Origin of the sequence: Cryobacterium soli (genome assembly GCF_003611035.1) — a bacterium.
Classification (GTDB): domain Bacteria; phylum Actinomycetota; class Actinomycetes; order Actinomycetales; family Microbacteriaceae; genus Cryobacterium; species Cryobacterium soli.
On the sequence record NZ_CP030033.1, the window covers coordinates 2,152,387 to 2,172,521 of the forward strand.

The window sequence follows — 20,135 nt, forward strand, 5'->3', positions numbered from 1 at the left end:
GGCTCTTCCACTTGGTGCCTGTCGGCAGGTCAGAAAGACCATGCCTGTCGGCTGGTGTTCGACGAATCGAACGAGAGGGTGTTAGCCCTCGACCGTGATGCCCATGGAGCGAGCGGTTCCGGCGATGATCTTCGACGCGGCGTCGAGGTCATTGGCGTTGAGGTCAACCATCTTGGCCTCGGCGATTTCGCGAACCTGCGCCTTGGTGAGCTTGGCAACCTTGACGGTGTGCGGGGTTCCGCTGCCCTTGGCAACTCCTGCGGCCTTCTTGATGAGCTCCGCTGCGGGCGGGGTCTTCAGGATGAACGTGAACGAACGGTCGTCGTACACGGTGATCTCAACCGGGATGACGTTGCCGCGCTGGGATTCGGTCTGGGCGTTGTATGCCTTGCAGAATTCCATGATGTTCACGCCGTGCTGACCCAGCGCCGGCCCGATGGGGGGTGCGGGGTTGGCGGCGCCGGCCTTGATCTGAAGCTTGATCAGACCAGTAACCTTCTTCTTCGGTGCCATTGTTCTTCCTTCGTTATTGATGTTCGAGCGGCCGCGAAGGTCGCTCTCCCGGTGGCCCGGATGGGCCCCGGTGGTTCAAAGTCCTGCTGGCCGAAGCCGGGCAGAACCTAAAGCTTGGTGACCTGGTCGAAGCTGAGCTCGACCGGGGTCTCACGCTCGAAGAGCGACACGAGCACGATGAGCTTGCCGCTCTCGGGCTTGATCTCGCTGATCGAACCGGGCAGGCCCGCGAACGAGCCTTCCTTGATCGTGATGGTCTCGCCGATTTCGTAGTCGATCTCGGCGGGCAGCACGCGCTGGGCGGCCTTGCCGGGGGCACCGGACTTGGTGACCGGAACATCCTTGATCTCAACGAGGCCCTTGAGCATGCCGAAGGCTTCTTCGAAACGCAGCGGGGTCGGGTTGTGGGCGTTGCCCACGAAGCCGGTGACCCCGGGGGTGTGGCGCACGACAGACCAGCTGTCTTCGTTGAGGTCCATGCGCACCAGGACGTAGCCGGGGATGCGCACGCGGGTGACCATCTTGCGCTGGCCGTTCTTGATCTCGACGACGTCTTCCATCGGAACCTCGACCTGGTAGATGAAATCTTCCATGGCCATGGACTGCTTGCGGTTCTCGATGTTCGACTTCACGCGACGTTCGAAGCCGGCGTAGGAGTGGATGACGAACCACTTGCCGGGCTGGAAGCGCAGTTCCTTGCGGAAGGCTTCGTACGGGTCCTCGTCTTCGGCCTCGACCTCGACCTCTTCTTCGTCCTCGACGGCCTCAGCGGCAGCCTCGGCCTCGTCGGCGGAGTCGATGTCGAGAGCGTCCTCGACGATGGCGTCGGCTTCGGGATCGGTCGACTCGGCGAGGGCATCCAGTGCGGCGTCGAGATCGTCTTCGATGTCGGCGTTCTCGTCTTCTACGTGCAGGGCGACCTGCTCGGCGGCTTCGACCGACGTCTCGTCGGCGGCGAGGGTGTTGCCCTCCTGCGCCTCATCGTCGTTGGAGGACTGTTCTGCGGCGGTGGCCCAGTCGACGTCGTCGCGATTGGTCTCAGTCACTAAATATCAATCCTTCTTCTATTGCGCGGGCGTGAGGCTGCACCATGGTGCTCACTCACCGATCCTGCGTTCATGATCAGTCGGGGTGCCGCTTCTGCGGCACGGCTCAACTGGGAGTGCCGAATACGTATGTGACGACGAGCGCGAACACCCAGTCGAGTGCCGATACCAGCGCCATCATGATCACCACGAAAATCAGAACCACTCCGGTGTAGCTGAGCAGTTCCTTGCGGGTCGGGGTGACGACCTTACGGAGTTCGGCCAGGACCTGCTTGATAAACAGGGACACCCGAGCGAACGGACCGCGCTTGGTTTCGCGGGCCACTCTGGCGTTGGCGACGATTTCCTCGCTGGGTTCGTCGATAACTTTTCGGGCCACCTGTTACACCTTTCGTGGGCCGGCAGAAAGACCACCGACTTGCAGGGCGGACAGGACTCGAACCTGCAACCTGCGGTTTTGGAGACCGCTGCTCTACCAATTGAGCCACCACCCTATGAAGCGAAACCCGTGGGCTTCCTTTGTGCATCTTCCAGTCAAACGACCAAAATAGGCGCAAAAAAGCTTGGCAGATTTCAACTACCGGATCAAGTCTAGGTCACGGCGGGTGCCCTGTAAAGCCAGCCCCTGTTCCCACGGCATGGCCGCCCCCGTATGCTCGAAGCGTGGCACACGACATCAAACGGATCTCCACCAGAATCGGCTCCATTGCGGAGTCCGCGACCCTCAAGGTCGACGGCAAGGCCAAGGCGCTGCAAGCGGCCGGCCGGCCGGTCATCAGCTTCGCGGCGGGCGAGCCCGATTTCCCCACTCCCGCGCACATCGTGGAGGCGGCCCTGGCGGCCGTGACGGACCCACGCAATCACCGCTACACCCCGGCGGCCGGCCTGCCGGACCTCCGCGAGGCCATCGCCGCCAAGACGCTGCGGGACAGCGGCCTCGAGGTCGGCCCGTCCCGGGTGCTCGTCACCAACGGCGGCAAGCAGGCCGTCTACCAGGCCTTCGCCACCCTGCTCGACCCGGGCGACGAGGTCCTGCTGCCCACCCCGTACTGGACCACCTACCCCGAGGCCATCCGCCTGGCCGGCGGTGTTCCCGTCGACGTCTTCGCCGGCAGCGACCAGGGCTACCTCGTCACCGTCGAGCAGCTCGAAGCCGCCCGCACCGAGAAGACCAAGGTTCTCCTCTTCGTCTCCCCGTCCAACCCCACCGGCGCGGTCTACTCCGAGGAGCAGACCCGGGCCATCGGCGAGTGGGCCGAGGAACACGGCCTCTGGGTGATCAGCGATGAGATCTACCAGAACCTCACCTACGACGGGGTTCGTGCGGTCTCGATCGTCGAGGCCGTCCCGGCCCTGGCCGACCGCACCATCCTGGTCAACGGCGTCGCGAAGACCTACGCCATGACCGGCTGGCGGTTGGGCTGGATGGTGGGACCGCAGGATGCAATCACCGCCGCGGCGAACCTGCAGTCGCACCTCACCTCCAACGTGTCGAACATCTCGCAGCGCGCCGGTATCGCGGCCCTCAACGGCCCGCAGGACGACGCCGAGGCCATGCGGGTCGCGTTCGACCGCCGCCGCAAGCTCATCGTCGCCGAGCTCAACAAGATCCCCGGCATCCTCACGCCCACCCCGCAGGGGGCGTTCTACGTCTACCCCGACGTGACGGGTCTGCTCGGCCGTACCTGGGGCGGAGTCACCCCCACGACGTCGCTCGAACTGGCCGACCTCATCCTCGACCAGGCCGAGGTCGCTGCGGTGCCCGGAGAGGCTTTCGGCCCGAGCGGCTTCCTGCGCCTGTCCTACGCGCTCGGCGACGACGCGCTCCTCGAGGGCATCCACCGCCTGCAAACCCTCTTCGCCTGATCCGCGAACTGTGACCTGAGCCCCAAAAACCCCGAGTTTTTGGGCTTTACGCACAGTTTGCGGCATCCACCGGTCGGTGGATACCCAGGTCGGCCAGACGGGTGTTGCCGGGCGAGGGTTCTGGGACGAGTGTGGAGGCATGACAACTTCCCCTCCTGCCGTGCGCGTGGCGCGGCTGAGCAAGTCCTACGGGCCGTTCGACGCCGTCACCGACATCAGCTTCGACATCCGCCCGGGCGAAACCTTCGCCCTGCTCGGCCCGAACGGTGCGGGCAAGAGCAGCACCATCGAGATCCTCGAGGGCTACCGGGACCGCTCAGAAGGCGACGTCACGGTGCTCGGCGAAGATCCCCAGCACGCCGGCCTTGACTGGAAGGCGCGCATCGGCATCGTGCTGCAGTCCAGCGGCGAGAGCGGCAACGCCACAGTGCTCGAGCAACTGAAGCACTTCGCCGGGCTGTACCCGAATCCCCGCTCGGTCGACGAGGTGCTGGCCGCGGTCGGCCTCGAGGAGAAGGCCAAGACCCGCATCCACCGGCTCTCCGGCGGACAGCAGCGCCGGGTGGATGTCGCGCTCGGCATCATCGGACGGCCGGAACTGCTCTTCCTGGACGAACCCACCACGGGCTTCGACCCCGAGGCCCGGCACCAGTTCTGGGACCTCATCCGGCAGCTCAAGGCCGAGGGCACCACCATCCTGCTCACCACCCACAATCTCGACGAGGCCGCGGAGCTCAGCGACCGGGCCGGCATCATCGTGGGCGGCCGACTGATCGATATCGGTGCGATCGGCGAACTGGGCGGCCCGGCCGCTCGCACCCCGAAGGTGCGCTGGCGGGACGCCTCCGGCACCCCGCAGGAGGTGCGCACCGACACCCCGGCACGGCTGGTGGCCGAGCTGGCCGGCGCCGCCGGCGGCGAACCGGCCGAGCTGCAGGTCATCCGCCCCAGCCTCGAAGACATCTACCTCGGCCTGGTGCGCGGTCACGCCGCCGGCAGCGCCACTCAGTCCCGCACAACCGCGAGTTCCACGACCGACAGCACGGAGGTGCTCGCATGAGCGCGACCCTGACCGCCGCGACCGCGCGGCCGCGCACCGCCAGGCACGGGTTGTTCCGGCTCGGCATCGCCCGCATCGGCTTCGAGATCCGGCTGTACTTCCGCTCCACCGACACGGTCTTCTTCACGTTCCTGTTCCCGTTCATCATGCTGGGCATCTTCACCGCGGCGTTCAGCGCGCAGGGCAACATCGGCACCAACCCCGACGGCTCCGGCGGCATCAGCGTGGGCGCGTACTACCTGCCGGGGATGCTGGCCGCTGGCATGCTGCTCTCCGGGCTGCAGAACCTCGCGATCGACATCGCCGGCGAGAAGGGCGACGGCACGCTCAAGCGCCTCGGCGGCACGCCGCTGTCACCGCTCAGCTATTTCATCGGCAAGATCGGCCAGGTGCTCGTCACGGGCATCCTGCAGGCCGTGCTGCTGCTACTCGTGGCCCGGTTCGCCTTCGACATCGCCCTGCCCACCGAGCCCGAGAAATGGCTCACCTTCGCGTGGGTGTTCCTGCTCGGCGTCATCACCTGCGCCTTCCTCGGCATCGCCCTGTCGGCCCTGCCCCGGTCGGGCCGTAGCGCCTCCGCGGTCGTGATCCCGATTGTTCTGGTGCTGCAGTTCATCTCCGGCGTGTACCTGCAGTTCAACGCGCTGCCCGAGTGGATGCAGAACGTCGCCGGTCTGTTCCCGCTCAAGTGGATGGCGCAGGGTATGCGGTCGGTCTTCCTGCCCGACAGCTTCGCGGCCCAGGAGCAGAACGGAGCCTGGGAGCTCGGCCTGGTGGCGATGGCGCTGCTGATCTGGCTGGTCGTGGGACTTGTCGGCAGCCGGCTCACCTTCCGCTGGATCCGCAAGGACGCCTAGTGCCCCGCCCGTCACGGCCGCAGACGACGCTGCGGCATGGGATGCTTGGCGCATGAATGCCAGACGGTGGTGGGACCTGATCGTCACCGGATCACTGATCGTCCTGGCCGCAATTGCACTGGAAGGCTCGGACACGCATGCGGCGGGTGCCACCGGAGCGGTGCTGTCGCTGGCGGCGGTCGGGCTGGCGTACATCGTCTGGGGCCGGCGGATGCTGCGACCCCGCCCCGTACCCGGCGACCGCGGGTCTTCCGGCTTCGATCATGTGACGTACCCCGGTTCCGCTCGGATGCTGCGTATCGCCATCATCATCGGCTGCGGTGTCGCCACCTCCTTCGACCCCAACATGGCCACCCTCCAGACGCTGGTCTTCCCGCTGATCTGGGCCCTGGCCGACTCGTGCCGGCACGCCGTCGTGCTCAGCACGAGCCTGACCGTCGTGACCGGCGTGGGCCTCTGGGTCGGCAGCGGGCGAACACCGGACGCCGCCGCCCAAGCCGTGGCCATCGAGACGATCTCACTTGTGTTCGCGCTGGCCATGGGCATCTGGATCACACGCATCGCCACCGCCGGCGCCGAGCAGCGCCGACTGGTGGAAAAGCTCACCCTGGCCCAGGATGAACTCGCGGCGCTGCACCGGGATGCCGGCAGCGCCAGCGAGCGGGAACGCCTGGCCCGTGAGATCCACGACACCATCGCGCAGAGCCTGACCAGCCTGGTGATGCTCGCCCAACGCACCCGCCGCGAACTCGACGCGTTGCCGGTCGACACCTCCGTCGCCGCGGACAGCGTCGACCTCATCGAGGCCACCGGCCGGGACGCCCTGGCCGAAGCGCGCGCACTGGTGGCCTCGATGGCGCCGGCCCGGGTGGGTGACGGCGACCTCGCCCACACCCTGGCCCGCTTGGCCGAGCGCTTCGAGCGTGAGACCGGGATTCGGGTGGGCGTCGACCTCACCGGGCTCGGCAGCGACGGCGATGGCACTGCGCCCCCACTCGACCGGGCCCTCGAGGTGGTTTTACTGCGCTGCGCCCAGGAGGGCCTGGCCAACGTACGCAAGCACTCCGGTGCGGGAGCCGCCCATGTCGGTGTCGCGCGGGCCGGCCACGACATCGTCCTCACCGTGTCCGACAGCGGCAGGGGGCTGGGCGACTACACCCCCGACACCGAGCACGGCTTCGGCCTGGCCGGGATGCGCGACAGGCTCGCCCTGGTCGGCGGGAGGCTCGAGGTCACCGACAGTGCGGCCGAGGGCGCCGCCGGCGGGCACGGCACCACCCTTCGGGTGACCCTGCCCGTCTCCGCGCCGGCTGCGTCGACCGGGCCGGCATTGCCCGCCGGTGTGGGGGCCCGCGGATGATCCGGGTACTGGTGGCCGATGACCATCCGATCGTGCGCGGAGGCATCGTGGGCCTGCTCGGCACTGCCGGCGACATCGAAGTGGTCGGCGAAGCGGCCGACGGCGCCGCAGCCGTGCTCCTGGCCGCCGAGGTGCGGCCCGACCTGGTGCTGATGGACCTGCGGATGCCCCAGCTGGACGGCGCCGCCGCCACCGCCCAGATCCTCGCGCACAACCCGGCAACCCGGGTGCTGGTGCTCACCACCTACGAAACGGACGACCAGATCCTCGGCGCCATCGCGGCCGGGGCCAGCGGCTACCTGCTCAAGGCCGCACCGCAGGCCGAGATCATCGAGGGCGTGCGCTCTGTCGCCGGGGGCCAGACCGTGCTCGCGCCCGTGATCGCCGCCAGGCTGGTGCAGCGGGTGCGGGCGGATGCCGCGCCGGCGCCCCGGCTGTCGGCCCGCGAACTCCAGGTGCTCCGCCTGGTGGCGACGGGCGAAAGCAACCCGCAGATCGCCCGGTCGCTCTTCATCGGCGAGGCCACCGTGAAGACCCACCTGTTGCACGTGTTCGAGAAGCTCGGCGTGAGCGACCGTACCCGCGCGGTCACCCTGGCGATGGAGCTGCGCCTGCTCTAGCCCGTTCCGCGGCCGGGATCGGCTCGCCGCACGTTGCCGATTCGGCGCCCCTAGAGGGATTTTTTGCCGCGCGTCGCGGGCGCACCACTACGAATCGCGCTTGCGGCGGGCAAGCGGGCGGGCGGGTCAGAGCAGGGAGAAGCCGACGAACACCGGCTCCGGCTGCAGGATCACACCGAAGTCGCTCTGCACGCGCTGCTGCACGAAACGGGCGAGCTGCCCGATCTCGTCGGCGGTGGCCCCGCCGGTGTTGGTGATCGCCAGGGTGTGCTTGCTCGAGATCGCGGCCCGCGACCCGGGCAGCCGGAACCCGCGGTGGATGCCGGAGTTCTCGATCAGCCACGCCGCGCTGAGCTTCACGGTGCGGAGCACCTGGCTGCCGGGGACGGGTCCGACGCCGGCGTACTCGTCGAGCGGGATCACCCGGTCGGGCAACTCGATCTCGGCCTGCTTCCAGCGCGGCGCATCCGTGGGCAGGGTGCGGGCGAAACTCTCGGTCACGATCGGGTTGGTGAAGAACGACCCGGCGCTGTGGGTGTCGGGGTCTGCGTCGTCGAGCACCATGCCCTTGCCGGCGCGCAAGCCCAGCACGCTCTGGCGCAGAGCGGTCAGCGGCACCCGGTCGCCCACCTGCACGCCGAGGGCCTGGGCCAGCTGCGGGTACCCCACGGGCCGGCTCAGCGGCGTGCCGAGCACTTCGGCCTGCGGCGTCATATCGCGCAGCTCCAGCTCGATGGCAAGTACTACGCCGCGGCGCCCCTGCTTGAGCACCGAGGTGCGGTAGTCCAGCTCCAGGTCGGCGGCGCTGAGCCGTTCCACCTCGCCGGACTCATAGTCCAGGAAGTCGATGGCGGCCAGGCTGCTGGAGAGCTCCTGGCCGTAGGCGCCGATGTTCTGCACGGGCGCCGCACCACTGGTGCCCGGGATGCCGGACAGCGCTTCGATGCCCGCCCAGCCGTTCGCGACAGTGTGGGCGACCAGCTCGTCCCACGGTTCGCCGGCCTGCACCCGAATGCGCACGGGCCGCCCGTCGAGGTCGTCGTCGGGTGCCGACTCCGGCGCCGTGTAGAGCCGCTCGATGCCGCGCGTGCGCACCAGGATGACCACGCCGTCGAAGCCGGTATCCGCCGCCACAGTGTTGGAGCCGCCGCCGACGAGCACCCATGGCTCGTCACCCGCCCAGGCCTCCCGAGCTGCCGCGATCAGACCGGCCTCGTCGGTCGGGGCCACCAGCTGCGTGGGGGCGCCGCCGACGCGCAGGGTGGTCAGCTCGGACAGGTTCACGGGCACAGGCTCGGTCATGGCGGATCAGACGAGGCTGACGCGCGCCTGCGCCTTGCCCAGGACGGTGGTGTTGTTGAAGGTGACGGTCAGGTCGATGCGGGCGATGCCGGCCTCGGCGTCGAGGGCGCCGACCTTGGCCAGAACGGTCACGACCGCGCCGAGGTCGGGGTCGACGGGCACCGGCCGGGTGAACCGCACCTGGTAGTCCACGACGCGCGCCGGGTCGCCGGCCCAGTCGACGACGGGCTGGATGGCCAGACCCATGGTGAGCATGCCGTGGGCGAGCACACCGGGCAGTCCCACCGACTCCGCGACATCGTCACGGTAGTGGATCGGGTTGAAGTCGCCAGAGGCGCCCGCATAACGCACCAGGGAATCCCTGGTGAGCGGGAAGCTGCTCTCGGCGACGATGTCGCCGACCGAGAGGGAGTCGAGGCTGGGCGTGGCGGGCACTGTCTTGTTGGTCATTCGTCTCCCCTGACGACGAGGGTGGAGGTGGCCGTGACCACGTGAGCGCCGGATGCGTCGACGATCGTCGACTCCGCGGTGACCATCGAGTGGCCGCCGAGGCTTTTCACGCTGGCGACCGTGAGCGTGGCGGTGAGCTCGTCACCGGCCACGATCGGCCGGCTGAAGCTGAAGCGCTGGTCGCCGTGCACCACCCGGGTGAAGTCGATGCCCGCGTCGGGTTCGGCGAGCAGCTGGGCCAGGGTGGCCTCCTGCACGACCACGGCGAAGGTGGGCGGCGCCACGACGTCGGCGTAGCCGGCGGCTTGCGCGGCCTCGGGGTCGAAGTTGATCGGGTTGGTCGCGAAGACGGCCCGCGAGAACTCGCGCACCTTCTCCCGGCCCACGAGATACGGCGGCACAGCGGGAAAGACCCGGCCCTGGATTGCTGGATTCACAGACACGTACCGAGTGTACTTGCGCCGGGAGCCGGCTGGCCCGCACGCCGGCACCCGCTGAGGAATTGTCGGAAGCTGGGCGTTAAGGCAGGATTGGCCCAGTGGATTACCAACAAGTCGCCCTGACCGCCCCCGAGGTCGCGCCCCTGCTCACCGGCCTCCGTCAGGAATATGACGCCCGCTACGGCCCGGGCGCCGGCGACTCGGTGCTGGATGTGGAGCCGCAGGAATTCGAGGCCCCGAGCGGAGCCTTCGTGGTGCTGATGGATGGGAAGTGCACCGTCGCGGGCGGCGGACTCCGCCGGATCGACGATGAGACCGTCGAGATCAAGCGGATGTGGACCAATCCGGACTATCGCCGCCAGGGCCACGCCCTGCGGCTGCTGCGCGAGCTGGCCGGCCTGGCCGGGCAGCTCGGTTACACCACCGTGCGCCTGGAGACCGGGCACGCCCAGCCCGAGGCACTCGCCCTGTACCGCGGACTCGGCTTCACCGAGATCGACAGCTACGGCCCCTACGAGCACGCCGCCGCGTTCGAGTTCCGCGTCGACGCCGTCACGACGACGCCCCGCCACTCCCGCCACTAGGGCGGAAGGACGGGGCATGGACGTTCGGACGCGCTGACCGAAACGGCTCAGCCTGCTCAGACGGACGGGATGACCAAGCCGCCCCAGGTGTCGAGCATGTACTGCTGGGTCTCCGGGGAGAGCAGCAGTTCCTTGAGCTTGACGATGCGCGGGTCGTTCTCGAGCTCGGGCGTGGTGGCCAGCACGTTGGCGTAGGGGCTGTCCTTGCCCTCGATCAGGATCGCCTGGTCGGCTGTCAGGCCGGCCGGCAGCGCGAACGAGATGGTCACGAACGCCGCGTCGACGTCCTGCACGGCCTGCGGCAGAGTGGCGTTCTCGATCTCGCGGAACTCGTACTTGTTCGGGTTCTCGGTGATGTCGGCGAGCGAGGTGGGCTCATCCGTCGTCTCGATCAGGCCTTCGCCGGCCAGGATCTTGAGGGCGCGGCCCTCGTTGGTCGGGTCGTTCGGGATGGCGATGGTGGCGCCGTTCTTGAGGTCGTCGAGCGACTTCACGGTGTTGCTGTAGAACGCGGCGCTGGGCAGGTAGATCTCGCCGACGCTCACCAGGCTGCCGCCGGCCTGCTCGTTGTAGGTCTCGAGGAACGTGGCGTTCTGGAACAGGTTCGCGTCGATCGAGCCGTCGGACAGGGCCACGTTGGGGGTGTTGTAGTCGGTGAAGTCCTGGAACTTGATCTCCAGGCCCGCGTCGGCGGCGAGGTTGTCCTGCACGAACTTGAGGATGTCGCCGGCCGGGGTGGCCAGGGCGCCCACAGTGACGGTGCCTAGGTCATCGGCTCCGCCGGTGGCGGACGGCTCGTCGGAGGATCCGGCGCAGGCGGTGAGGGCGAACAGGGCGGAGATGGCAACGGCGGCACCAGCAAGGCGCGTGCGGCGTGAGGTGAACTGCATGGGAGGACTCTTCTCGTGGGTGGCGGGTGGTGAGAGCCGCGCCGTCATGCTGACTTCGGCGCGACCGGGTGAGACAGGGGGTGGGACGGGGCAGCTCAGGCGCCGGTGGCGACCTCGGCACGCAACATTGGTGACGTCTTCTCCGCGCGGCTCGGCCGGGAGCGGTGCGCGAAGCGCTTGGCCAGCATCGTCGCCAGCCCCTGCAGCAACATCACGATCACGAAGATGACGATGATCACGGCGACCATGTGGATGGTGCTGTAGCGCTGGTAGCCGTACCGCACGGCGACATCGCCCAGGCCGCCGCCGGCAACGGTGCCGACCATGGCGGAGAAGTTGATGATGGAGGTCACCGTGGTGGACAGCCCGAGGATCATCGGGGCGAGCGCCTCAGGTACGAGCACCTTCGACACGATCTGCCAGCGGGTGGCGCCCAGCGACTCGGCGGCCTCGATCAGGCCCGTGTCCACCTCCTTGATCGCGATCTCCACCATGCGGGCGAAGAACGGGATAGCCACGACGGCCAGCGGCACGATGGCGGCGGTGGGGCCGATGAAGGTGCCCACGACGAGGCGGGTGAACGGGATCAACGCGACCATCAGGATGATGAACGGCACGCTGCGGCCAAGGTTCACGATGAAATCGAGCACCCGGTTGATCACCCGGCCGGCCCGGCGCGAACCGAACGGGCTCTCGAACAGGCCGCCGGGTTCGGTGCCGACGAGCAGGATGCCCAGCGGTAGCCCAACGATGACCGTGATGAGCAGCGAGACGCCCACCATATAGAGGGTCTGCCCGGTGCCGATGAGCAGCACCTGGAACAGGTCCGACCAGAACTGCGGCAGTGATGGATCCAGAAGCACGGTTACTCCCCCACGATTTCGACGAGCATGCCCTGGCTGCGCAGGTCCTCGATGGGCCCGGCGTTGCCCGCCGGGCTTCCCGGCAGGGCCAGACGGGTGCGCCCGGCCTGATTGCCGCCAATGGTCTCGATGGCCGCGCCGAGGATGGACACGTCCAGCCCGTAGGTGCGCGCCAACTGGGCGATCACCGGCCGGTCGGCCGACCCTCCGCTGAAGGTGATGTCGATCACCGTGTCCCCGGGCAGCGACGGGGCGTCACCGAGCGGGAAGAGTTCGTGCGCCAGGCGGGAGCCGGCGGTGGAGATGAGCGAGACGATGCGGCCCTGTTCGACGATGCGGCCGCCCTCGATGAGCGCGGCGGAGTCGCAGATGCGCTTGACGACATCCATCTCGTGGGTGATCAGCAGCACGGTGAGGCCCAGGTCGGTGTTGATCTTCTTGACCAGGTCGAGGATCGACCGGGTGGTCTCCGGGTCGAGGGCGCTGGTGGCCTCGTCGGAGAGCAGCACCTTGGGGTTGCCGGCCAGCGCCCGGGCGATGCCCACGCGCTGCTTCTGCCCGCCGGAGAGTTCGGCGGGGTAGGCGCCGGCTTTGTCGTCGAGTCCGACGAGGTCGAGGATCTCCAGGGCCCGGCGGCGGCGTTGGTCGCCGTCGACCCCGATGATCTCCAGGCCCAGTTCGACGTTGCCGCGCACGGTGCGCCCGGCCAGCAGGTTGAAGTGCTGGAAGACCATGCCGATCTTGCGGCGCGCCCGGCGCAGTTCGGCCGGCGCCAGGGCGGTGAGCTCGTCGCCGTCCACCGTGACGGTGCCGGAGTCGGGGCGTTCGAGCAGGTTGACCGCCCGGATCAGGGTGCTCTTGCCGGCACCGCTCTGGCCGATCACGCCGAAGATCTCGCCTTCCGCCACCTCGAGAGAGACGTCCCGAAGGGCGGTGGTGACCGTGCCGCCGGAGCGGAAGGTCTTGGAGACGTGCTGAACGGAGATCACGGTGGTCCTGAGGTGTCGGGCTGCACGGTCGGGTGGTGCGTTCTGGCGGCTTGTACCCCAGTCCTTCCGAGTCTGTCAACCGCAACGCCGTGGGCCAAATCAGTGTGACGGAATGTGTCGGGTGACCCCTTCTTGCCGCGTCGACCCCCGTAGAGGGATAACGTGGACACGTTATGCATAACAAACTGACCCCCCACCCCGATCTTCCGATCGACCTGCCCACGGCCGAGCGCCTCGCCAAGGCCGTCGAACACTATGGCGAGTCCACCGTCGTCGACCACTCCGTCGCCCTCATGCGCGGCAAGAACGCCGGCAAGGACTTCCTCCTCTACGTGGGCGGCCGGCACGCACTCGGCATCCTCGAGGGTGCCCCGGCCCTGTACTGGCCTGAGCTGTGGGGCGCCCGCGCCCTGCTGCACGTGTGGAACGACTCCGCCGCACCGTATGTCGTCGTCGGCCTCAACAACGAGGCCTGGCGCATCCGTGAAATGTGCGCGAAGGTCGTGCTGCTGCGCGGCCTGGATGTGGCACCCAAGCTCGTGAAGGCGACCACCGACGAGGTGCCGCGCGTGCGCGTCGCCGCCCTCAACGCCCTCGCCGTGCAGGGCCGCGAGCAGGACATCCCCACCATCACCGTGCGACTGCGCGACCCCGACAAGGACGTTCGCCGCGCCGCCCAGCAGGCCCGCGACGCCATCGTCAGCCGTCTCAACCTGCCCAAGGAGTAACCACGAACGCCACCCAGGAGCCCCACTCCGCGCCGTCGACCCTGCAGCCCTACCGGCGGTACGTGGCCATCGGTGACAGCTTCACCGAAGGCGTCGGCGACGACCTGCCCGACGGCCAGGTGCGCGGATGGGCCGACCTCGTGGCGCTTGGACTGGCCGCGGCGAGCCCCGAGCCGGTCTCGTACGCCAACCTCGCCATCCGTGGCAAGCTGCTCGGCCCCATCGTGAACGACCAGTTGGAGCCGGCCCTCGCGCTGGGGCCCGACCTGCTCACGGTGTGCGGCGGCGGCAACGACATGATGCGGCCCCGGGTGGAGATCTCCTACGTTGTCGACCTGCTCGACCGGGTCGTCGACAAGGCGGTGGCCGACGGCATCCACGTGGTGGTGCTCAGCGGCGGCAACCCGTCCCGGCACCTGCCGCTCGGCTCGCTCATGCAGAAGCGCGGCGACAGGCTCGCCGAGGCCGCCAGGGAGACCTTCGGCAAGCCCGGCGTCACCCTGGTCGACAACTGGATCGACACCGAACTCATGCAGAGCCGGTTCTGGTCGGCCGACAAGCTGCACCTCAATGCCTGCGGGCACACCCGGGTGGCCACCAACGTGCTCACCGCCCTCGGCGTGCCGGTGCCGGCCGGTTGGGCGCAGGGCGAGGCCGGCGAGGCCCCGCCGCGCGAGCGTATCCAGGACACCGCCGCGTACTACGCCGCCTACGTGTTGCCCTGGATCGGGCGCCGGCTCACGGGCCGGTCCTCCGGCGACGGCCGCCCGCCCAAGCGCCCCGAACTCACCGAGGTTGTCGTCCCGTCCGTTTAGGTCCTAGCGGTTCGCGGCCACCTGGTCGGCCAGGTAACCGCCGAACCCGCCCGGCGCCCGGCCGTCCAACCGACCGGAGGTGAGCACAGGGATGAGGGCCGTGCGGCACTCGTGCACGCCCAGACGGCGCAACTCCCCCACCAGCAGCACGTCTTCGTCGGAGTCCACGTCACGGAAGCCACCGGCGGCGAGGTACCGGTCCGCCCGCACGCCCAGGTTGGCGCCGTGCACGTGCGGATGCCCGTCCACCAGGCTGTGCTCGTCGTGCCAGCGGGCACGCTCCCCGGCGGGAAGGTCGGCGTCGGGCAGCACCGTACCCAGCATCAGCTCGGTGCCCGCCTCGGCGAGCGCCAACTGCACGGCCAGCCAGCGCCGGGGAACGGCGGAGTCGGCATCCGTCGTGGCCACCCAGGTGTGTTCAGGAACGGTGCCGGCCAACAGCCGGTGCACCCCGAGGCGGCGGGCCGAGCCGACCGAGCCGGCGTCGCTCTCCATGGTCAGGAAGCAGGGCCACTCGGCCAGGACATCGGCCGAGCCGTCGGTGCACCGGTCGAGCACGACAAGCACCGAGATGGCGGGGGCGTCGACGCCGAACTCCTCCCGCACCACCGCAACGGCCTCGGCCAGGGCGGCCAGGCAGCGCGGCAGCCTGCTCTCCTCGTTCCTGGCGGGCACCACCACGAGCACGGCATCGATCCGCGCGGGCTCACGATGCGGAGTCTCGAGCGGCCTGGTCACGGCGCCAGGCCCTCACGCTGGGCGACCGACCGGGCCGGGGCCGGTTCGTAGACCTCAAGCACGAAGTCGCGTTCCAGATGCAGCACTGTGCGCTCCAGGCCCGGCAGCGCGGCCAGTGCGGCGTGCACGTCGTCGCCGCCGAGCGGGTATTCGCCTACCGGGTGCCGCCAGTGGCAGGCCACGAGCGACCCGCCGGGCGCGAGGCTGTCCCGGCAGCGGGTGAGGAGCACATCCAGGTCGGCCGGCGAGCAGTAGTAGCCGATCTCTGACAGCACGACCAGATCGAAGCTGCCTTCCGGCCACTCGGCGGGCAGGATGCGTTGTTCGACAGTGACCCCAGGGAGCCCAGCCAGCCGGCGGCGGGCCACGTCGAGCGCCCGCTCGGCGAGGTCGGTGGCGAGGAGGGTGTCGCAGCGGTCCGCGAGCTCGCGGCTGAGCACCCCGATGGAGCAGCCCAGTTCGAGCGCCGCACCGTAGCGTTTCAACGGCAGCGCGGCCAGGGTGACGGCGCGCTTGCGCGACTCGTACCACCGGGTCTCGAAGCCCCACGGGTCGTCCGAACCCGAGTAGAAGTCGTCGAAGAATTCGGCCGTCAGGCTACCGGGCGCCGGCGTATCGGGCGCGGCGCGGTCGAGCGTGGGCGCATCGGGCGCGTCACTATCAGGCGCCGGACTGCCGGGCGTTTCTGCGGCGTCGGGTGCACGCACGATGGAGGGCCTCGCCTCCAGGAACATCTCCCAGGGGCGTTCGAAGTGCGCGGCGAAGCCCGGCTGCACGATCGCCTCGTCGCCGGGGTAGGCCGAGAGCGGACGCACCTGGCTGACGTGCGCGGCCATCGCGGCGCTCTTGCGCGCATGACCCGCCGCGCCCAGGGCGATCGAATACAGCACCTCGGCGCCGTCGCCGGCCGGCCAGACATCATCCGCCGGGGTCGACCAGTGCCAGGCCCAGATGGGGTACTCCAACAGCCGGGCGCCGATACGGGCGGCCACGAGCGCCGCAGCCTCGCCGGCCGCGGTGTGGTCGGGGTGACCATCCTTCCGCCACGGGGCCACCAGCCACACCCCACCGGCATCCGCGGGCGCATCCGCCGTCGCCTCTGCCACGAGCGCGTCGGCCAGCTCCGTACGGTGGGCCGCGAGGCTGCCGTCGGGCAGGTCGAGCAGCCGGATGCGCGCCGCCGGCGTCAGCGCGCGCACGGCCGCCACCACCTCGGCACGGCGAACCACCGCGAGGGCGGCGGGTGTGGTTGTGGGCGAGTGCGGGTGCGAGGCTTCACCGTTGCTGGCCACGATCACGGTGACCGGGATCCCCTGGGCCGCGGCCGCGACAATCAGGCCGCCGGCACCGAGGGACTCGTCGTCGGGGTGCGCCGCGACGACCACGAGCCGGTCACAGCCGGACAGGGTGAGCGGCCGGGCGCGCACCGCCCAGTCGGCGCCCTGCCAGACCTCTTCGCCGGTTCCGCCGCCGTCGTGAGTGAAGGTCACCATGCCGGGAGCTCCTCGCCAAGCACGCGGTCGCCGAGCGCCGCGTCGTCACGCTCGGCGTGGTGCTGCCGCACGTACAGGGTCAGATCGGCGACCCGTCGGGCGTGCCGGGCGTCAAGCGCGAGCGGCGCCGGACCGAGCGCGTGCCCGACCCGGGTCACCACCTCGTCGACCGTGCGCGCGACAAGCCCGCGCACCCGCGCGGCGAGCAGCACGCCATCCGCCCCCACGGCCTCACCCGCGTCGATCGCGGTCGCGGCATCGAAGAGGGCAGCCCCGGCGCCGAGCAGCGCCAGGTCGACCGCGCCGAGATGGGCCCGCATGATCTGGTCGGGCGCACGGCCCTCTGCGGCCCGGCGCAGCTGCCGGCCCACCCCCACGGCCCCACCCCACCAGCAGGCCGCCACCTGGATGCCGCCCCAGCTGAACCCGGGCCGGCTCAGATACCAGTCATCCTCGCCGACCGGCACGGCGGGAACCGCGCTGAAGTCCACGGGACCGCTGGGCACCTGGGTGAGCCCGGTCGCGACCCAGCTGCCCTCGTGCACGCGCACTCCGGGGTCGCCGAGATCGACGGCGAACAGCCGGCGGTGCCCGGGCTCGGCACCAGCGGGGGTGGTGTGGGCGGTCACCAGGGCGTGGCTGAGCGATCCCGCCAAGGAGCACCACGGCTTCGTTCCGTCCAGCTGCCAGCCGGAGTCCTCGGGCGCGCCGTCGCTGCGGGTGGCGGACAGCCGCACCCCCGGCCCCTCGGCGGCGAAGACCCCCCAGCTCTGCGTGCCGGCGCCGGTCGAACCGGGCACCGCCGTGTCACCGCGAGCCTGCCGCAGGATGGTCAGCGCATCGGCGTGCGCCTCCAGCACGCGCGCCGCGGTGAGGTCGGCCGCGGCCGCGCTGGCCAGGGCATCGAAGAGCAGCGAGGTCTGCCCCGCGCCGGGCTGCGGCAGCAGGCGCGCCGTCTCCACGGCGAACCGGATGGCGCGGCCCGCGTCGCCATCCACCGCCCCTGCGGCAGCCGCCACCGCGCTCGCACTGCCCGGCTCGTGCGGCCCCGCGGCTCTCACGCCGGCCGCCCCGACCGCGGATCCTGGCCGGCGTCGGACGCCCCGCACCGAAACCGGCGCCGACGCCGACGCCGCAGCATCCCTCGCCGGAACTGCCGCCACCGGTGCCCCGGGTGCCCCCTGCGTCGCCGCGCCTGACTGCGTTGCCATTGTTCTCCTCCGGTGCGCCATCCGCGCCATCCACTCCGCGGCGCCGGCTCCCCGAGCGCTGCGACACCTGTCAGAACATCCTGCCAAATCAACCGGCGACCCGGCCAGATCCGTCGCCCTCCAGGCCTTACGAACCGATGAATTCGGGGATATGATCCCCCCAAACGGGGGTGTTCCCCGAAGTGTGGCCCTGAGGCACCGTTGATAGGGCCTGACCGAGGTCACACCAGAAACATCCCCGCTTGGGGTGGGCCGTCATCGGGGTGGCCCGCCCCTTCCTTCTGTCCGGTCGGCCGGCCCTCTGCCCGGTGTCCCCCCGGCTCGGTCAGCGCACCCGGCCGATCTCGAAGACCGGGTAGTCCGCCGCGATCGCCGCAAACTCTGCCACCGGCGCATCCTTATCCACCGGGATGTGCGGGCGGGCGCCCGGGGCACGCTGCAGGTAGTTCTTGATGATGGCGGGCCGGCGGGCCACGTCCACCTCGGTGAGCCGAACCTCCCGACGCAGCCCCGCCCGGATCGACACGCGCCCATCGGCGGCCCGCACGTTGCGCACCCACCGTGCTCCCTGGCCGAGCATCGAGACGACATAGCGACGCCCGTCCACCCGGGCGGTCACCAGCGGCAGGCGCAGGGGCGTGCCCGACTTCGGGTTCACGGTGTCCAGCCGGATCAGCCACCAGCCCAACAGGCCGGACGCTGCGAGCCGGCCCATGAATCGGTTTGATCGCAGGGCCGCCCGGCCGGGGCGACCTCCGCTGTACATCTGCCGGTGCCGGTCATCGAAGCTCACCGGTCAGATACTACGCGCGAGCCGCCGGGCCGGACAGGGCCCGTAGTGACGCCGCCGCCGCGGTCGAGTCGGTCACCCGCATCCTCGGCTGACCTTGGGCCCACTGACGTGGGGCGGCTGGGCCTAGAGCACTCCCGTCAGCACTCCACCATCCACCCGCACTGCCGCACCGTTCGTGGCTGATGCGAGCGGGCTTGCCAGGTAGGCCGCCAGCGATGCGATCTCCTCGGGCTTGATGAACCGCTCGAGCAACGTGGTGTGGTTCTGTCCGATGATCGACGCCTTCACCGCGTCCACCGGGGCGGACTGAGCGGCGGCGATGGATTCGATTGTGGCGGCGACACCGTGCGAATAGGTCGGGCCGCCGAGGATCGTGTTGACCGTCACTGCGGTACCGCGGGTGCGTTTGGCGAGGCCGTTGCTGAGCGCGATCATCGCGGCCTTCGTGACTCCGTAGTGGATCATGTCGGCGGGCACGTTGACGCCTGACTCGCTGCCGACGAAGAGGATGCGGCCCCAGCCTCGCTCCAGCATGCCGGGCAGGGCGTGCCTGGACAGCCGAACGCCGCTCATCAGGTTCACCTCGAGGTAGCGCAGCCACTCGTCGTCGGTGATGGACTCGAACTCCGCGAGGCCGAAGAGGCCGACATTGTTGACGAGGATGTCAACGTCGCCGAGTTCGGCGATCAGCCGCTCGACGGTTGCCGCTTCCGCGAAGTCGGCGACGAAACCGGCGTGGGCCGCCTCGGGATGCGCACGCCGCAGGTCGGCCACGGCCGCGTCAACCGACGCCTGGTGACGGCCGTTCACGATCACGCGCGCGCCTTCTCCGGCGAGCGTCGAGGCCACGGCGAAGCCGATCCCCTGTGTCGATCCGCTGACAAACGCCGTCTTGCCACGCAACTGCAGGTCCATGTCGTCTCCATCCGGCGGCAACCACCGCGCGATTTTTACTTGCTCGAGCAAGTCAGGCTAGGCCTTTTCACTTGCTTGAGCAAGTCGGTTAGACTGAATACATGACGCCTTCCCTCGACCCGTCCGGCCTCAGCGGCGACCGGCTCGCGGCGTGGGCCTCCATCGCAACTCTGCTCGAACGCCTCCCGGCGGCGCTCGATGCCCAGTTGCAGCGGGACAGCGGCCTCACGCACTACGAGCACGGCCTGCTCTTCGCGTTGGACAGCGCTCCAGGACGCACGCTTCGGATGAGCGTGCTCGCCGGCTACGCCAGCAGCACGCTCTCCCGGCTCTCCCGGGCGATCTCGCGGCTCGAAAAGAAGGGCTGGGTACGGCGTGAGGTCGACCCGGCCGACGGCCGGTTCACCCTGGCCATCCTCACCCACACCGGGCACGCCCTCGTGGCCGCATCGACCCCCGCGCACCACGCCCTTGTCGAAGAGCTCGTCTTCGGTTCCCTCACCGCCGCGCAGGTGCGCCAGCTCGCGGCCATCAGCGGACGGATCGCCACCACGATCGATTCGGCCCCAGCCTGGGCGCCGTCAACCGCAGGCGGCGAATAG

Annotated in this window: 23 protein-coding genes and 1 tRNA gene; 9 read left to right on the plus strand and 15 right to left on the minus strand. The window is 69.7% G+C overall.

Going from position 1 to position 20,135, the window contains the following annotated elements; genetic code table 11:
- Window positions 1–81 precede the first annotated feature (81 nt).
- The 4 genes from rplK to DOE79_RS09810 all read right to left on the minus strand — a co-directional run bounded on the left by rplK (window position 82) and on the right by DOE79_RS09810 (window position 2,053).
- Complete coding sequence (gene rplK, locus DOE79_RS09795) at window positions 82–513, minus strand: 50S ribosomal protein L11 (RefSeq protein WP_066592266.1); 432 nt, start codon at window positions 511–513, stop codon at window positions 82–84.
- A gap of 107 nt (window positions 514–620) precedes the next feature.
- Complete coding sequence (nusG, locus tag DOE79_RS09800; protein ID WP_120338343.1) at window positions 621–1,559, minus strand: transcription termination/antitermination protein NusG; 939 nt, start codon at window positions 1,557–1,559, stop codon at window positions 621–623.
- A 106-nt stretch (window positions 1,560–1,665) separates the two neighbouring features.
- A complete protein-coding gene (gene secE / locus DOE79_RS09805) occupies window positions 1,666–1,938 on the minus strand; it encodes a preprotein translocase subunit SecE (protein ID WP_066592261.1) in 273 nt (90 codons plus the stop codon).
- A gap of 42 nt (window positions 1,939–1,980) precedes the next feature.
- A tRNA-Trp gene (locus DOE79_RS09810) sits at window positions 1,981–2,053 on the minus strand.
- Between the two features lie 169 nt (window positions 2,054–2,222).
- Between DOE79_RS09810 and DOE79_RS09815 the strand changes: the two genes are divergently transcribed.
- The 5 genes from DOE79_RS09815 to DOE79_RS09835 all read left to right on the plus strand — a co-directional run bounded on the left by DOE79_RS09815 (window position 2,223) and on the right by DOE79_RS09835 (window position 7,322).
- Window positions 2,223–3,425, plus strand: coding sequence for a pyridoxal phosphate-dependent aminotransferase (locus DOE79_RS09815; RefSeq protein WP_120338344.1), 1,203 nt, complete (start codon window positions 2,223–2,225; stop codon window positions 3,423–3,425).
- Window positions 3,426–3,564: 139 nt separating this feature from the next.
- On the plus strand, window positions 3,565–4,485 hold the full coding sequence (locus DOE79_RS09820) for an ABC transporter ATP-binding protein (protein ID WP_120338345.1): 921 nt from the start codon (window positions 3,565–3,567) through the stop codon (window positions 4,483–4,485).
- Window positions 4,482–5,342, plus strand: coding sequence for an ABC transporter permease (locus tag DOE79_RS09825; protein WP_120338346.1), 861 nt, complete (start codon window positions 4,482–4,484; stop codon window positions 5,340–5,342). The genes DOE79_RS09820 and DOE79_RS09825 overlap by 4 nt, the downstream gene beginning before the upstream one ends.
- Window positions 5,343–5,394: 52 nt before the next feature.
- Window positions 5,395–6,702 carry a sensor histidine kinase gene (locus DOE79_RS09830; protein WP_120338347.1) on the plus strand — a complete coding sequence of 436 codons (1,308 nt, stop codon included), beginning with the start codon at window positions 5,395–5,397 and terminating at the stop codon, window positions 6,700–6,702.
- Window positions 6,699–7,322, plus strand: coding sequence for a response regulator (locus DOE79_RS09835; RefSeq protein WP_120338348.1), 624 nt, complete (start codon window positions 6,699–6,701; stop codon window positions 7,320–7,322). Before DOE79_RS09830 ends, DOE79_RS09835 begins: the two co-directional genes overlap by 4 nt.
- 126 nt (window positions 7,323–7,448) lie before the next feature.
- Here DOE79_RS09835 and DOE79_RS09840 read toward each other — a convergent pair whose 3' ends face one another.
- From DOE79_RS09840 to DOE79_RS09850, 3 genes are read right to left on the minus strand one after another with little or no spacing between them, the layout of a single operon-like run.
- Window positions 7,449–8,624, minus strand: coding sequence for a UDP-N-acetylmuramate dehydrogenase (locus DOE79_RS09840; protein ID WP_120338349.1), 1,176 nt, complete (start codon window positions 8,622–8,624; stop codon window positions 7,449–7,451).
- Window positions 8,625–8,630: 6 nt separating this feature from the next.
- Complete coding sequence (locus tag DOE79_RS09845; protein ID WP_120338350.1) at window positions 8,631–9,074, minus strand: MaoC family dehydratase; 444 nt, start codon at window positions 9,072–9,074, stop codon at window positions 8,631–8,633.
- Window positions 9,071–9,517: an FAS1-like dehydratase domain-containing protein gene (locus DOE79_RS09850; protein ID WP_084020535.1), complete on the minus strand. Its 447-nt coding sequence runs from the start codon at window positions 9,515–9,517 to the stop codon at window positions 9,071–9,073. Before DOE79_RS09850 ends, DOE79_RS09845 begins: the two co-directional genes overlap by 4 nt.
- Before the next feature lie 95 nt (window positions 9,518–9,612).
- Here DOE79_RS09850 and DOE79_RS09855 point away from each other — a divergent pair, with 95 nt between their 5' ends.
- Window positions 9,613–10,098 (plus strand): GNAT family N-acetyltransferase, encoded by a 486-nt coding sequence (locus DOE79_RS09855; RefSeq protein WP_162942697.1) that lies wholly within the window; start codon window positions 9,613–9,615, stop codon window positions 10,096–10,098.
- A 56-nt stretch (window positions 10,099–10,154) separates the two neighbouring features.
- Here DOE79_RS09855 and DOE79_RS09860 read toward each other — a convergent pair whose 3' ends face one another.
- The 3 genes from DOE79_RS09860 to DOE79_RS09870 form a co-directional block, all read right to left on the minus strand.
- Window positions 10,155–10,988: a MetQ/NlpA family ABC transporter substrate-binding protein gene (locus tag DOE79_RS09860; RefSeq protein ID WP_120338352.1), complete on the minus strand. Its 834-nt coding sequence runs from the start codon at window positions 10,986–10,988 to the stop codon at window positions 10,155–10,157.
- 95 nt (window positions 10,989–11,083) lie between these two features.
- Window positions 11,084–11,851, minus strand: a complete 768-nt coding sequence (locus DOE79_RS09865) for a methionine ABC transporter permease (protein ID WP_281270304.1) — start codon at window positions 11,849–11,851, stop codon at window positions 11,084–11,086.
- Window positions 11,852–11,853: 2 nt separating this feature from the next.
- Window positions 11,854–12,840, minus strand: a complete 987-nt coding sequence (locus DOE79_RS09870; RefSeq protein WP_120338353.1) for a methionine ABC transporter ATP-binding protein — start codon at window positions 12,838–12,840, stop codon at window positions 11,854–11,856.
- Between the two features lie 173 nt (window positions 12,841–13,013).
- Here DOE79_RS09870 and DOE79_RS09875 point away from each other — a divergent pair, with 173 nt between their 5' ends.
- Together DOE79_RS09875 and DOE79_RS09880 are read left to right on the plus strand one after the other, a co-directional pair.
- Window positions 13,014–13,568, plus strand: coding sequence for a HEAT repeat domain-containing protein (locus DOE79_RS09875; RefSeq protein ID WP_066592227.1), 555 nt, complete (start codon window positions 13,014–13,016; stop codon window positions 13,566–13,568).
- A 62-nt stretch (window positions 13,569–13,630) separates the two neighbouring features.
- Complete coding sequence (locus tag DOE79_RS09880; protein WP_245977257.1) at window positions 13,631–14,383, plus strand: SGNH/GDSL hydrolase family protein; 753 nt, start codon at window positions 13,631–13,633, stop codon at window positions 14,381–14,383.
- 3 nt (window positions 14,384–14,386) lie between these two features.
- Here the strand turns inward: DOE79_RS09880 and DOE79_RS09885 are convergent, their stop codons facing one another.
- The 5 genes from DOE79_RS09885 to DOE79_RS09905 form a co-directional block, all read right to left on the minus strand.
- Complete coding sequence (locus DOE79_RS09885) at window positions 14,387–15,121, minus strand: glycosyltransferase family 2 protein (protein ID WP_245977258.1); 735 nt, start codon at window positions 15,119–15,121, stop codon at window positions 14,387–14,389.
- Window positions 15,118–16,614, minus strand: a complete 1,497-nt coding sequence (locus DOE79_RS09890; protein WP_120338354.1) for a PIG-L family deacetylase — start codon at window positions 16,612–16,614, stop codon at window positions 15,118–15,120. Before DOE79_RS09890 ends, DOE79_RS09885 begins: the two co-directional genes overlap by 4 nt.
- Entirely contained in the window at window positions 16,608–17,675 is a 1,068-nt protein-coding gene (locus DOE79_RS09895; protein ID WP_162942698.1) for an acyl-CoA dehydrogenase family protein, read from the minus strand. The genes DOE79_RS09890 and DOE79_RS09895 overlap by 7 nt, the downstream gene beginning before the upstream one ends.
- A 475-nt stretch (window positions 17,676–18,150) precedes the next feature.
- Window positions 18,151–18,618: a nitroreductase/quinone reductase family protein gene (locus DOE79_RS09900; RefSeq protein WP_220094318.1), complete on the minus strand. Its 468-nt coding sequence runs from the start codon at window positions 18,616–18,618 to the stop codon at window positions 18,151–18,153.
- Window positions 18,619–18,741: 123 nt separating this feature from the next.
- Complete coding sequence (locus DOE79_RS09905; protein WP_120338357.1) at window positions 18,742–19,533, minus strand: SDR family NAD(P)-dependent oxidoreductase; 792 nt, start codon at window positions 19,531–19,533, stop codon at window positions 18,742–18,744.
- A gap of 101 nt (window positions 19,534–19,634) precedes the next feature.
- On the opposite strand from DOE79_RS09905, the gene DOE79_RS09910 reads away from it, so the two are divergent.
- Entirely contained in the window at window positions 19,635–20,135 is a 501-nt protein-coding gene (locus DOE79_RS09910; RefSeq protein ID WP_120338358.1) for a MarR family winged helix-turn-helix transcriptional regulator, read from the plus strand.

Bases quoted from the DNA above. Each gene is read 5' to 3' on its own strand.
- DOE79_RS09840 (WP_120338349.1), bottom strand. From the start codon at position 8,624: ATGACCGAGCCTGTGCCCGTGAACCTGTCCGAGCTGACCACCCTGCGC.
- DOE79_RS09820 (WP_120338345.1), top strand. From the start codon at position 3,565: ATGACAACTTCCCCTCCTGCCGTGCGCGTGGCGCGGCTGAGCAAGTCC.
- DOE79_RS09905 (WP_120338357.1), bottom strand. From the start codon at position 19,533: ATGGACCTGCAGTTGCGTGGCAAGACGGCGTTTGTCAGCGGATCGACA.
- DOE79_RS09890 (WP_120338354.1), bottom strand. From the start codon at position 16,614: ATGGTGACCTTCACTCACGACGGCGGCGGAACCGGCGAAGAGGTCTGG.
- rplK (WP_066592266.1), bottom strand. From the start codon at position 513: ATGGCACCGAAGAAGAAGGTTACTGGTCTGATCAAGCTTCAGATCAAG.
- DOE79_RS09830 (WP_120338347.1), top strand. From the start codon at position 5,395: ATGAATGCCAGACGGTGGTGGGACCTGATCGTCACCGGATCACTGATC.
- DOE79_RS09825 (WP_120338346.1), top strand. From the start codon at position 4,482: ATGAGCGCGACCCTGACCGCCGCGACCGCGCGGCCGCGCACCGCCAGG.
- DOE79_RS09910 (WP_120338358.1), top strand. From the start codon at position 19,635: ATGACGCCTTCCCTCGACCCGTCCGGCCTCAGCGGCGACCGGCTCGCG.
- DOE79_RS09860 (WP_120338352.1), bottom strand. From the start codon at position 10,988: ATGCAGTTCACCTCACGCCGCACGCGCCTTGCTGGTGCCGCCGTTGCC.
- DOE79_RS09835 (WP_120338348.1), top strand. From the start codon at position 6,699: ATGATCCGGGTACTGGTGGCCGATGACCATCCGATCGTGCGCGGAGGC.
- DOE79_RS09875 (WP_066592227.1), top strand. From the start codon at position 13,014: ATGCATAACAAACTGACCCCCCACCCCGATCTTCCGATCGACCTGCCC.
- DOE79_RS09845 (WP_120338350.1), bottom strand. From the start codon at position 9,074: ATGACCAACAAGACAGTGCCCGCCACGCCCAGCCTCGACTCCCTCTCG.